Annotated in this window: 13 protein-coding genes and 1 pseudogene; 7 read left to right on the top strand and 7 right to left on the bottom strand. The window is 66.1% G+C overall.

What is annotated here, in order from left to right; all coding sequences use genetic code 11:
• Both ABZ260_RS36695 and ABZ260_RS36690 read right to left on the bottom strand, forming a co-directional pair.
• Nucleotides 1-192: pseudogene (locus tag ABZ260_RS36695) on the bottom strand (serine/threonine protein kinase); the annotation flags it as partial.
• Nucleotides 193-369: 177 nt separating this feature from the next.
• The gene (locus ABZ260_RS36690) at nucleotides 370-615 is read right to left on the bottom strand and encodes a hypothetical protein (RefSeq protein ID WP_355626768.1); all 246 of its coding nucleotides are present in this window, start codon (nucleotides 613-615) and stop codon (nucleotides 370-372) included.
• A 463-nt stretch (nucleotides 616-1078) separates the two neighbouring features.
• On the opposite strand from ABZ260_RS36690, the gene ABZ260_RS36685 reads away from it, so the two are divergent.
• Both ABZ260_RS36685 and ABZ260_RS36680 read left to right on the top strand, forming a co-directional pair.
• On the top strand, nucleotides 1079-1522 hold the full coding sequence (locus ABZ260_RS36685) for a hypothetical protein (protein WP_355626766.1): 444 nt from the start codon (nucleotides 1079-1081) through the stop codon (nucleotides 1520-1522).
• Nucleotides 1523-1605: 83 nt separating this feature from the next.
• Nucleotides 1606-2103, top strand: coding sequence for a hypothetical protein (locus ABZ260_RS36680; RefSeq protein WP_355626764.1), 498 nt, complete (start codon nucleotides 1606-1608; stop codon nucleotides 2101-2103).
• A gap of 7 nt (nucleotides 2104-2110) precedes the next feature.
• On the opposite strand, the gene ABZ260_RS36675 is transcribed toward ABZ260_RS36680, so the two are convergent.
• The gene (locus ABZ260_RS36675; protein ID WP_355626762.1) at nucleotides 2111-2503 is read right to left on the bottom strand and encodes a helix-turn-helix domain-containing protein; all 393 of its coding nucleotides are present in this window, start codon (nucleotides 2501-2503) and stop codon (nucleotides 2111-2113) included.
• Nucleotides 2504-2596: 93 nt separating this feature from the next.
• Between ABZ260_RS36675 and ABZ260_RS36670 the strand changes: the two genes are divergently transcribed.
• Nucleotides 2597-3268 carry an NAD(P)H-binding protein gene (locus ABZ260_RS36670; protein ID WP_355626760.1) on the top strand — a complete coding sequence of 224 codons (672 nt, stop codon included), beginning with the start codon at nucleotides 2597-2599 and terminating at the stop codon, nucleotides 3266-3268.
• A gap of 211 nt (nucleotides 3269-3479) precedes the next feature.
• Here ABZ260_RS36670 and ABZ260_RS36665 read toward each other — a convergent pair whose 3' ends face one another.
• Both ABZ260_RS36665 and ABZ260_RS36660 read right to left on the bottom strand, forming a co-directional pair.
• Nucleotides 3480-3884, bottom strand: coding sequence for a nuclear transport factor 2 family protein (locus tag ABZ260_RS36665; RefSeq protein WP_355626758.1), 405 nt, complete (start codon nucleotides 3882-3884; stop codon nucleotides 3480-3482).
• A 300-nt stretch (nucleotides 3885-4184) separates the two neighbouring features.
• Nucleotides 4185-5129 (bottom strand): SDR family oxidoreductase, encoded by a 945-nt coding sequence (locus tag ABZ260_RS36660; protein WP_355626756.1) that lies wholly within the window; start codon nucleotides 5127-5129, stop codon nucleotides 4185-4187.
• Nucleotides 5130-5319: 190 nt separating this feature from the next.
• Between ABZ260_RS36660 and ABZ260_RS36655 the strand changes: the two genes are divergently transcribed.
• Both ABZ260_RS36655 and ABZ260_RS36650 read left to right on the top strand, forming a co-directional pair.
• Entirely contained in the window at nucleotides 5320-6159 is an 840-nt protein-coding gene (locus ABZ260_RS36655) for a helix-turn-helix transcriptional regulator (RefSeq protein ID WP_355626754.1), read from the top strand.
• A gap of 330 nt (nucleotides 6160-6489) precedes the next feature.
• Nucleotides 6490-6933, top strand: coding sequence for a hypothetical protein (locus ABZ260_RS36650; RefSeq protein WP_355626753.1), 444 nt, complete (start codon nucleotides 6490-6492; stop codon nucleotides 6931-6933).
• Nucleotides 6934-7128: 195 nt separating this feature from the next.
• Here ABZ260_RS36650 and ABZ260_RS36645 read toward each other — a convergent pair whose 3' ends face one another.
• Complete coding sequence (locus tag ABZ260_RS36645; RefSeq protein WP_355626751.1) at nucleotides 7129-7497, bottom strand: hypothetical protein; 369 nt, start codon at nucleotides 7495-7497, stop codon at nucleotides 7129-7131.
• A gap of 650 nt (nucleotides 7498-8147) precedes the next feature.
• Here ABZ260_RS36645 and ABZ260_RS36640 point away from each other — a divergent pair.
• Nucleotides 8148-9023, top strand: a complete 876-nt coding sequence (locus ABZ260_RS36640; RefSeq protein WP_355626749.1) for an IS5 family transposase — start codon at nucleotides 8148-8150, stop codon at nucleotides 9021-9023.
• Nucleotides 9024-9043: 20 nt separating this feature from the next.
• On the opposite strand, the gene ABZ260_RS36635 is transcribed toward ABZ260_RS36640, so the two are convergent.
• Nucleotides 9044-10009, bottom strand: a complete 966-nt coding sequence (locus ABZ260_RS36635; protein WP_355626748.1) for an NAD(P)-dependent alcohol dehydrogenase — start codon at nucleotides 10007-10009, stop codon at nucleotides 9044-9046.
• Nucleotides 10010-10068: 59 nt separating this feature from the next.
• On the opposite strand from ABZ260_RS36635, the gene ABZ260_RS36630 reads away from it, so the two are divergent.
• Entirely contained in the window at nucleotides 10069-10791 is a 723-nt protein-coding gene (locus tag ABZ260_RS36630; RefSeq protein WP_355626746.1) for a TetR/AcrR family transcriptional regulator, read from the top strand.
• Nucleotides 10792-10945 lie beyond the last annotated feature (154 nt).

Raw genomic sequence — 10945 nt, 5'->3', positions numbered from 1 at the left:
CTCGCGCACGAAGCGTCTGGTCAGTTCCTCGTCGCTCCGGCCGTCGGGCAGCTTGTCGACCCTGATGAACTTGATGGCGATCGGCCGGTCGAGGCGCTTGTCGTAGCCGAACCAGACCTCGCCCATTCCTCCCGAGCGACGCGACAGGGGGTCCAGCTCGTAGCGGGCCCCGATGATCGTCCGCCTGCTCAAAGCCGCCCGCCTTCCAGAGATGTCGTGAATCCTCGGAATCTTCCGAGGAGACGCATAGGTTGATCGGCCGGACCACGGCTCGCGTTCCAACGAATGAGTGATTTCGTCGCCCAAAGGTGAACGATGTTCAGAAAAACAACAGATCGACGGCAGCCGAGGCGCCGGGGGCGGTCACCGTCAGCTCGACCTGGAACAGCCTGCCGCGCGGCGGTTCCTCGGTCTCGCGAGCAGGTCCAGCCGAACGAGTTCCTCGAACGCGTCACGGAACCGAAAGGACGCGCCCTGCTCGAATGCCTGAGGAGTGTCCAGATCAGTGGTCGTCTGTTGGTTTTCAACCGATTCGGCGGCAATTTCGGGCGACAAATTAAGCCCCTGCCGCTTGTCCCCTAGGTCCAAAAACAGGTCTTTCTGGTCGTTTACCACGCCCGCCGACACCTCTCGCAGAGCACACGCCTTAGCCCTTTACCGAAGCAAACTTAGCCCCGTTTTGGCATGGCCCTCAATGTCAAAGCAGACACAGATCACTTTAACGGATATATGAGGATATTTTCCACCAGATATTCTCGGCCCCCTGCCGCCGACCCGGTTTGGCGACAGCCTGTTATCAGCGAGCGCCACACGTTACCGAGCTCCGATACGGTCTTCCCCGGCATCGATATCGACCGTCCACCACCATCGAAGGCGGACGAGGTTCACCGGTCGCCGGAGTCGAAGAATCACGGCAGGTCTCCCAAGCCGCTTCAGCGCTCTCGGCCAACCCCCGCCCCCGGTACCGTCCACCTGGAGGACTTGGTTATTTCAGGTAGGTGACGGAATGTCACCTGTTCCTACCCGGGCAGACCTCGCCTCTCACTCTCACCTCAACCTCAGAAGCGTCAGGAAAATCATGACAAACATCATCACCGAACTCCTCGATCGACGTGAGATACAAAAGTATCTATCCGGCGTCGCAGACGTCGAGAAGAGCTGGGTTCTTAATGGGATCCCCACCGATGCGGAAGGCTGGGCTGGCACCGTTGACGATGGGATCGCGATCGACGAGATCGAAAGCGAAAGATGCATGATCAAATACGAACTCTGGGACAGTCCACCACCTGTTCTCGACACCTGGGAAAGGACCTGGTCCGGAAGCGTGCGTCTGACCTCTGGAAGAATTAACTCCATTGAACAATATTCCGGAGATGTGTCCTACGGTGAGGAGTTCAACCTCGGCAGAGAGAACAGCACCTGGCAGGTCAGAATCCACCGCAAGGCTCTCGGCCACGAAGAGTTCACTCCAAACATCATCAGCTTCACTCTGCTCAAGCTCCAATTCTGGCTGGACCACTGAACACCGATCCGAGGAGCGTTATGACCGGTTCCGGGTCGGCAGGATGGTTTGGCATCAGCGCGCGTGGCTGGGCTGATCTCGATGTGATCCGCACCAGGCTGGAAGCCGGTGCCGACCCGAACTCGGGCGCCTACTCCTTCGGCGGCTACGACGGAAAGCCGTTGCACCTCGCGGCCCTGGACGATCCGTGGTCCGACCCCGACGGCAACCTGGGGATCGTCGGGGTCACCGACGTTCCCGGCGGATGCGTCGTCACCCAGCCATGGGGATACGTCCCCTCCACCCCCGAAGTGACCTTGCCGCTGTCCGTGGGAACGGTCTGCCACAGCATGTTCGCCAACCCCAAGAGCGGCAGCCAAGGGGCCGTGAGCCGCGACGGCGTCCTTGAGGACTCGGACACACATCCCGGCGGCGGCGACGCCGGTGGACACCTGACGGGCGAAGAGATTCTCGTCGAGTACCTTTACCAGGGCCAGGCCGAGGCCTACTGCTGCGCCGCGGCGGGACTGCGACCGCCCGACGCGCGAGCCGTCGTCGGTCCGCCGGATCTGTGGTTGCGGCTGCCGGAACGAGACCGCTGATCCCCGTCTACACCTGTCTCAGCGGTGATGGGCCGGGTGCGGAGTCGTACGCGTCGCGGGCTTCGAGGAGCGCGGGGAGATGTTCCCCGCTCCAGGCGCGTGCGGCCGCGATGAGGGTCAGCAGGCTGCGCCCCAGCGCTGTCAGCTCGTACTCGACCCGGGGTGGGTTCTCGTCGTACGCGGTGCGGGTGACCAGACCGTCGCGTTCCATCGCCCGCAGGGTCTGGGTGAGCACTTTCGGGGTGATGCCGCGCAACGGTCCCCGCAGTTCGTTGAACCGCCGCCGGCCACCTTCGAGACAGAGCACGACCATCGCGGTCCACTTGTCGCCGATCCGTATCGGCATGGCGCTGGACGGGCACACGGGGTCGAACATCTGCGGGTCCAGGGGTTCGACCATGAACGCGAGGCTATCCCAGTATCTTTGAGGTAACCAGTATCTCCTGGATACCGTTCTGTCCGGCGGCGACATAAGCGACCAGACAGGAGCGACATGAGCGGCATCGTCATCTTCGGAGCGGGGGGCCGGGCGGGGCGGGCGATCACGGCTGAGGCACGTGGGCGCGGACATCACGTCACGGCCGTGGTCCGGGATCCGGACAGGTACCGCGACATTCAGGCGGATGGCGTCCACGTGGTGCGGGGTGACGTCACGGACGTGGCGGCGATCTCCTCGATCGCGCCCGGCCATGCTGCCGCGGTTCAGGCGGTGAGTCCGTTCTCCGGCCCGGAGCAGGGCTTCGCCGGCCTCGACCCGCAGTTCTTCGTGAAGGCGGCCGACGCCCTGCTGCACGGCCTGGCAGAAGCGCGCGTGCCCAGGCTCGTTCTGGTCGGACTGTTCGCGAACCTCCACGACGCCCACGGGCATCTGGTGATGGACGATCCCTCGGTCTTCCCGGCTGAGATCCGGCCGTTCGCCCTCGCGCACACGGCCGGCCTGGACCGGCTCCGGGCGGCTGGGAACACGACGGTCGACTGGCTCATGCTGACCCCGCCCGCGCTGCTGGAGTCGACGGGTCCCCGGACCGGCCGCTACCGGATCGGGGGAGAGACCGTGCCGCAATCGGCATCCGCGCAGCTGTCCTACGCGGACCTCGCGGTGGCGGCGATCGACGAGATCGACACACCACGGCACCACCGCACCCGCGTCTCCATCTTCGACTGAGCCGGACACGGCCCTCTCCCGACGAGCAACCAGAAGCCGCTGAAACGAGGCCGTACATCACGGCCGCGGACGCAACCAGGCTGGGCCCACTACCGACGCCTTAGGCGGCAGGGTCCACCGGGGGCACCAGAGCTCGCAGGTCTCCGCTCCGCGACCGCGGTGCGGGGCCCGGGGATGGCCACCACCGCTGTCAACCCGCCGAGCGGCCGGATCAGTCCACCTGCTCCGGCGCGAAGTAGTCACGCAGCAGGGCGATCTTCCCGTCGCGAAGGCGGAAGATCTGTACCAGCGACATGGTCGTGGCTCCCGCGGGCCCGTCGAAGACGGTATCGATCTCGGCGATGAACACATCCGGGTCAGCGGTGCCGTGCAGCACGTACCGGGAGGTGTCCACGTTCACCGTGCGGTCGGTATCCACCGGCCGCACGTAGTACGCGGCCATTCCATTGCGTATCGCCTCGCGCCCCTCCAGGCGCCTCGGAAAGGCGCGGCCGGCCGGAACGAGCGGCGCCTCGAAGACGCCGTCCGCGGTGAACATCTCGGCCAGCGCGGCGGCGTTCCGGGTCATCCCGGCCCAGATATAACGCTCGAAGATCTCCTGCGGAGCTGAGGACACCGCGAACTCCTTCGCTTGGGGACGCAGAAAGCTATACCCCACGTCAAGCCTGCCGCGCTCCCAGCGGGCGGCGAAACCGTCCGACACCGTCTGAACGCCAAGGCGTCCCCCTCGGAGAAGGCGGGTACCTGGCCTCGGATCACCCCGTACAGGGAAGTGATGCGGTTCGGTGGCAATTTCGGAAATGCCAGGAAGCTCATGGCAAAAGTCATCACCGAACTCCTCGATCGACGCGAGATAGAAAAGTATCTGGCATCGCCCTTCCCGTCTGGCAGTCGGAGAAGAGGGCCTCGGCGTTGGTCAAGTGATCGAAACGGTGGTCTTGGTGAGCCGCTCCGAGATCTGCCAGGTGCGCTCGGCGTCGTCCGTGCTGCGTAGTCGGGAGTACATCCGTTGTTCGGCGGGTGGGCCGCCGAGGTTGCCGAGGCCCCTGGGTCCATAGAGGGCGCCGGGCTTGGCGTCGGGGTCGGTCGCGGCCATGAGCGCGGGCAGCATCGCGGTCTCGACGGTGCCGACGAGAATGCCGCGGGCCGAGAGCGCGCGGATCAGGCGGACGCCGCTGGTGTCTTTGTCGCGGCTGAGCTCGGGGCGGGCGGCGAGGAGGCTGGTGGGGGCTATTCCGGGGTGGGAGAGGTTGCTGGTGATACCCCATCCGTAGGTCTTGCTGCGGCGGTCCAGTTCGAGACCGAAGAGCCCGAATGCGATCTTGGACTGCCGGTAGGCGCGCATGGCGTTGTAGCCGCGTTCCCAGTTCAGGTCGTCCCAGTTGATGGCGCCGCGGTTCGCGGCGATGCTGACCTGCGATGTGACGCGGGCGTGGCCGGCCCGCAGCAGCGGGAGAATGTGGCCGACGAGGGCGAAGTGGCCGAGGTGGTTGGTGCCGAATTGGAGTTCGAAGCCGTCCGCTGTGCTCTGCCGGCTCGGCGGGGTCATCACGCCTGCGTTGTTGATCAGGATGTGGATGGGCTGACCCTCCTCGCGGAGAGCGTCTCCGAGGGCCTCGACCGACTTGAGCGACGACAGGTCGAGACTGCGCAGCGAGACCTTCGCGTTCGGGAGGCTCTGGCGAATCCCGGCGATCGCGTTCTCGCCCTTGCGGGGATTGCGGACGGGCATGAGGACGTCTGCGCCGGCTGCGGCGAGTCGCGCGGCCATTCCCAGTCCCATTCCGTCGCTGGCCCCGGTGATGAGCGCGCGCTTTCCGGACAGGTCCGGAATGGTGATGTCGATTGCTTGACGCGACATTGCTCTGCTCCTTGTGTTGTCGTCTCGGATCCACGGTCCCGGACGCCACGTGGACGTTCCAGGGACTGCCGATCCACGGATGCGGACTCATCCGCTCGATCCCCTGATCGGAGAGGGGGATCAACGGTCCGTGGTTGCCGTCGCGCGAGGACGGTAGAAACGAAGCAGCACCGCGAGTGGAGGGAATGTCGTGATCGATCGCGCCGGGCTGGCGGAGTTCCTCCGAAGTCGTCGGGAGGTGCTGCAACCCGAGGACGTCGGCCTCCCGCGCGGTCCCCGTCGCAGGACGAACGGGCTACGGCGCGAGGAAGTCGCGACGCTGTGCCACATGTCGACCGACTACTACTCCCGCCTTGAGCAGGAACGCGGACCGCGGCCGTCGAACCAGATGCTCGCCTCGATCGCCCAGGGCCTGCACCTCTCGCTCGACGAGCGAGACCATCTGTTCCGCCTCGCGGGACAGAACCCGCCCGCCCGCGGCGGAGTCGGCGAGCACATCAGCCCCGGCCTGCTGCGCATTTTCGACCGCCTGAACGACACTCCCGCGGAGATCGTCACCGAGCTCGGCGAGACCCTGCGGCAGACCTCGACGGGCGTCGCACTCACCGGCGACGCGACCCGATACACCGGGCCCGCCCGCAGCCTGGGGTACCGGTGGTTCACCGATCCAACAGTCCGGGAGCTCTACGCGCCAGAAGAACATCCGTTCCTCACCCGGATGTTCGCCTCGGGGCTGCGCGAGATCGTCACCCTCCGCGGCCCCGGATCCCGAGCCGCACACCTCGCCGACCTGCTCCTCGCCCACAGCGACGAGTTCCGGCGCGTGTGGGACGCCCACGAGATCGGGATACGCCCCCACACGGTCAAGCACTTCATCCACCCCGAAGTCGGAGCCCTGGAGCTGACCTGCCAGAGACTGGTCGACCCCGACCAGGCCCACTCGCTGCTCGTCTACACCGCCATTCCCGGCAGCGAGAGCCACGACAAGCTGAACCTGCTGTCCGTCATCGGCCCCCAGACCCTTCACTGAAGTAGTCGCGCCCCGATCCCGGCGGACGGTTCGCTACGGGACGGCGCCGACATCCGCAGGCGGCGCGGACACCGGCAGATCTCTTCACACATGTAGTTAGAACATAAGGAGATGATGTCGAGGAGAGCATCGACGCCGCCTTGACCCTGATCGGCCGAATAACCGGACATCCCATCGATCGCGACTGGATCGAGGCCCGCCACACGTTCCACGTGATTCCCCGAGACGCGTGGGCCTTCCAGTCGTAGGCACGGGACGTCGCGGCCCGCAAGGTCTACGCTGCGCCCCATCTCTCATTCTCACCCCGAACTCGGAAGTGTTAAGAAGATCATGAGCAGCATCGTCACCGAGCTCCTCGATCGGCGCGAGATACCGAAGTATCTGTCCGGCGTCGCAGATGTCGAGAAGGACTGGAATCTCGATGAGATCCCCACCGACACGGAAGGCTGGATCGGCACAGGCGACGACGGGATCGTGATCGACGAGATCGGCAGCGAAAGATGTCTGATCAAATACGAACTCTGGGACGGACCGCCACCTTCTCTCGACACCTGGGACAGGACCTGGTCCGGAAGCGTGCAGCTGACCTCCGGAAAGATTCAATCCGTTGACCAATATTCCGGGGGTGTGTCCTACGGCACAGAATTCGACCTCGGTAGAGAGAACAACCTCTGGCAACTCAGAGTCCACCGCAAGGCTCTCGGCCACGAAGAGTTCACGCCGGACATCATCGGCTTCACTCTGCTCAAGCTCCAATTCTGGCTGGACCACTGAGATGGGCTCGACGGAAACAGCCTGAGCTCTCGGAGAGAGGATGGGGACACGAGCGCGATTCCTGCGACGATCTTCGGATTCGAGACCTGGAAGATCAGCAGAAGTCGCGCTTTTTTGTGCTCCACCTGGCCAAACGCTCAACGTTGCCATAGCGCATCAGAACCCGGGAACGCCGGGCCCTGGCACCCGGCTGGTTCAGTAGGCGGTGAAACCGTCCGTCGCGGTGCGGCAGAAATCGCGGAAGCGAGTCAGCCACGCGACCGTCGCGGAATAGTTGCGTCCGAGGTCGTCGCGGTAGAACTCGTAGGTGTCGGGTTCCGTGACGATCGATCCGCCCAGGAGGACTCGGCCTTCGGCGGGAGCGGTCGCCAGGTAGGTGTCCAAGAACGTGGCGATCCGCTGGGCCTGCTCGCCGGTCAGTTCCACGGCGATGTTGTAACCCAGCATTTCGGTCGTGTCGGCGTCGAGGAGGCCGGATCTCTCCAGTAGTTCCAGGGTCGGTCGCCAGTTCCACGCGTTGACGTCAAGCGACTCGCCGCCCGGAGTTTCGAGCGTCCAGGACATCGGCCCATCCTATCCAGACGTCAGGTGGACGTACGAGACGGCGAGGAGGAGGCCAAAGCCACCCATCTTCGGGCCGCACGTGCCCGGAGCTCGCCAGGATCTCCCCGGTACGCGGGGCGACCGCGAGGCCGTCCACTGGTGCGGGCCGGAGTCCGAGGCGTCCGGGCACCAGCGGAAGACCGGCAGAAGCGGCGTCAGGGGCCGGAGGTAGCGGGGAAGACGACATCGCACGGCCAGATCGGATCAGATCGGTCATGCCCAAGGCAATGAGGTGATCTCAGCGACTTTTATTTCAGGCAGCCGTGTTCGAAATGAGGGAGAACGACGAGTGCGGTTTTGACGATGTCGCCGACTTTGCTGGGCCGGCGGTGATGCACTGGAGGGTGCACCGGTGTTGTCCGAGCAAGGCGAAGCCTCATTCTCCCAGGCAGCGCAGGAGCGCGTTGCGGGTGTCAAGATCGAGACATCGCCCGTCAGAGGGTTGTTCGCCCGGGGTGAGAATGCCGGCGCCGTCGTAGCCTCCATGACACCTCGCCGCAGCGGACCCGGACCTACTCCGCATGTCAGGGTTCTCCAGAGATCAGGTGTCCACCAAACCGGGTCAACTTCAGTGTCGAAAGTGGATCCTGGGCTGTGAATGATCACGGTTCATGGGTCGGGGAGATCTCACGGACGAGCAGTGGGCGGTCCTGGAGCCGTTGTTGCCGAAGGGTGCCAGGACGGGGCGGCCACCCGTCCGGCCTCGGCGGCAGCTGATCGACGGCATACGGTTTCGTGTCCGGACCGGAGTTCCGTGGCGGGACGTCCCCGTCGAATACGGACCGTGGAACCGGGTCTACGACCTGTTCCGCCGATGGCAGCGGAACGGCACCTGGCACCGGATACTCACCCAACTCCAGTCCCTGGCCGACGCGAAAGGCGCGATCACATGGGACCTGAGCGTCGACTCCACGGTATGCCGCGCCCATCAGCACGGGGCCGGGGCCCGCAAGCAGGGTGACTCACAGAAGGAACCACCAGGCGGCATCTTCACCGAGCCTGGTGATCACGGGCTGGGACGCTCGCGCGGCGGGTTCACCACCAAACTGCACCTGGCCGTCGAGCAGGGCCAAAAGCCCATGTCGATCGTGGTGACCGCTGGGCAGCGCGGGGACTCGCCGCAGTTCGAACCCGTCTTGGAGAAGATCCGCGTGCCCCGCATCGGGCCGGGGCGGCCACGTGTCCGTCCCCATCGGGTCCGCGCCGACAAGGCATACGCCTCCCGCAGAAACCGCGCCTACCTGCGTCGCCGCGGAATCCGCTGCACCATCCCCGACAAAGCCGACCAGGCGCGCAACCGCCAGAAGCTCGGCTCCCGCGGCGGCCGACCACCGCATTTCGACCCAGCCGACTACCGCGAGCGTCACGCGGTCGAGTGCGGGATCAACCGCCTCAAGAGGCACCGCGCCGTCGCCACGCGATACGACAAGCTGGCGGTCCGCTACGAGGCGACCGTCCTCATCGCTGCCATCAACGAGTGGCTGTGATCAGCACCTCCACAGGGGTCCTATGCGACCCTGACCACGTACTTGCCCTGGACACCGCCCGCCTCCAGCGCCCGGTGTGCCGCTGCTGTCTCCTCCAGGGGGAAGACCGTGTCCACCGCGGGGCTCAGCTTGCCCTCGACCACATGGCGGGCGAGGTCGTCGAAGTCCGCCCGCGTGGGGTTGCCGCTGAAGAAGCGCACCCGGCCGTGTCCGTGGACCGTGCTGGCCGCGAGGTAGCCGAGCGACGCAGCGGGCCGTTTCAGGTCGAAGGCGATGGTGACCATGCGCCCGCCGGAATTCAGTAGGCGCCGGAAGGCCCGCAGGTCGGTCCCCACGGTGTCCAGGACCACGTCGAAGCGGCCCAGTTCCGCCGGCCGCACGGTCCGGTGGTCGACAGCCTTGTGCGCGCCGAGCCCGAGGACGAAGTCGAGGTTGGCTGCGCGGGCGAGGGCCGTGACCTCGGCGCCGTACGCCCGTCCGAGCTGGACGGCGGCGTTGCCGACACCGCCCGCCGCGCCCCGGACGAGGAGTCGTTCGCCGGGGCGCAGCCCGGCTTTGTCCCGCAGCGCGGTGATGGCCGTGGTGGCCACCGGCAGCGCGGCGGCGTCCACCAGGTCAAGGCCGTCGGGGAGCCGACCGACCTGTTCGGCGGGCACGGTCACGTACTCGGCGGCGCTGCCGAACCCGGAGGTGCGGCCCAAGACCCCCCATACGCGGTCGCCGGCCGCGAACCGTGTGACTCCGGCACCCAGTGCGGCGACCTCGCCGGTGAAGTCCAAGCCGATGCGCTTGGGGAATTTCCGGCCGGTCAGGAGACGGAGACGGCCGGCACGGGCTGCCAGTTCGCCGCCGTTGACGCTGAACGCGCGCACCTTCACAAGGACCTCGCCGTGGGCCGGCTCGGGGCGTGGCACGCGGCCCGCGTAGAGCACATCGGGGCCACCGTAGCGGTCGTAGAGCACTGCCTTCATCATGCGGTCGTTCATCGTTCTGCCTTTGCCGCCGGGGGCCGTACAGGGGTCTGGCATCGACCGTAAGCTCTTAAATGGACGCAATCGTCCGTTTGGACCGAAAGCGAGAGACAGTGATAGCGGAATCCTCTCGGATCACAGCCCGGGACGGGGTGCGGGCGGACGCCCGGCGCAACCGGGAGCGCATCCTCGTCGCCGCCCGTGCGGTCTTTGCGGAGCACGGGATCGATGCCCCGATGGCGACCGTGGCCCGTCGGGCCGGGGTCGGCGTGGCGACGCTGTACCGGCATTTCCCGACCCGGGACGCTCTGGTGCGGGGCGCGTTCGCGCAGCAGATGGAGACCTGCGCGCGGGCACTCACCGAGGCTCTGGCCGCCCCTGACCCGTGGCAGGGCTTCCAGCAGTTGGTTGAGACGGTCTGCGCTTTGCAACGGGAGGAACGCGGGTTCTCAGCTGCGTTCGTCGCGGCCTTCCCGGAAAGCACGTCGGAACACGCGCAGTCCCGGCAACGAGCCGAGCGGGACTTCACGACCCTGGTACGCAGGGCCCAGGCGTCGGGCGCGCTGCGGGCCGATTTTCACCCTTCCGACCTCGCCGTGGTCCTGTTGGCACACTGCGGTCTGGTGACCGCCCTACCGGATGATGGTGCAGCGTCCCGGCGCCTGGTGGCCTATCTGCTCCAGTCGTTCCGGACCGACACGGCCAAGAAACCGCTGCCTCCGCCGACTGCGCTGACACTGCGCAGCCTCCCGATTGCAACTGACAGTTCCCAGGGGCAGCGGCCCCCCAGAGCCTGACATGAAACGGTACCTGCCGCAGGGCACGTCCAGTCCGACAACTCCACTTTCGCAACAGGCCCTAGAAGCCCACTGAAGATCTTGGTGTGATGCCCCCGGGGGTCTGTGATGTCCCCGGTGGGGGCGCCAGCATGGCCGTGGCGTTCCTATACCG

It is taken from the genome of Streptosporangium sp. NPDC006013 (assembly GCF_040614275.1).
Taxonomy (GTDB): domain Bacteria; phylum Actinomycetota; class Actinomycetes; order Streptosporangiales; family Streptosporangiaceae; genus Streptosporangium.
The sequence above is the reverse complement of the archived record's forward strand: the minus strand, read 5'-3'. Positions and strand labels throughout refer to the sequence as shown.

What these genes read in the sequence shown, in the direction of transcription:
- ABZ260_RS36685 (WP_355626766.1), top strand. Translation starts at nt 1,079, where the DNA reads ATGACAAACATCATCACCGAACTCCTCGATCGACGTGAGATACAAAAG.
- ABZ260_RS36675 (WP_355626762.1), bottom strand. Translation starts at nt 2,503, where the DNA reads ATGGTCGAACCCCTGGACCCGCAGATGTTCGACCCCGTGTGCCCGTCC.
- ABZ260_RS36670 (WP_355626760.1), top strand. Translation starts at nt 2,597, where the DNA reads ATGAGCGGCATCGTCATCTTCGGAGCGGGGGGCCGGGCGGGGCGGGCG.
- ABZ260_RS36660 (WP_355626756.1), bottom strand. Translation starts at nt 5,129, where the DNA reads ATGTCGCGTCAAGCAATCGACATCACCATTCCGGACCTGTCCGGAAAG.
- ABZ260_RS36650 (WP_355626753.1), top strand. Translation starts at nt 6,490, where the DNA reads ATGAGCAGCATCGTCACCGAGCTCCTCGATCGGCGCGAGATACCGAAG.
- ABZ260_RS36645 (WP_355626751.1), bottom strand. Translation starts at nt 7,497, where the DNA reads ATGTCCTGGACGCTCGAAACTCCGGGCGGCGAGTCGCTTGACGTCAAC.
- ABZ260_RS36640 (WP_355626749.1), top strand. Translation starts at nt 8,148, where the DNA reads ATGGGTCGGGGAGATCTCACGGACGAGCAGTGGGCGGTCCTGGAGCCG.
- ABZ260_RS36635 (WP_355626748.1), bottom strand. Translation starts at nt 10,009, where the DNA reads ATGAACGACCGCATGATGAAGGCAGTGCTCTACGACCGCTACGGTGGC.
- ABZ260_RS36630 (WP_355626746.1), top strand. Translation starts at nt 10,069, where the DNA reads ATGGACGCAATCGTCCGTTTGGACCGAAAGCGAGAGACAGTGATAGCG.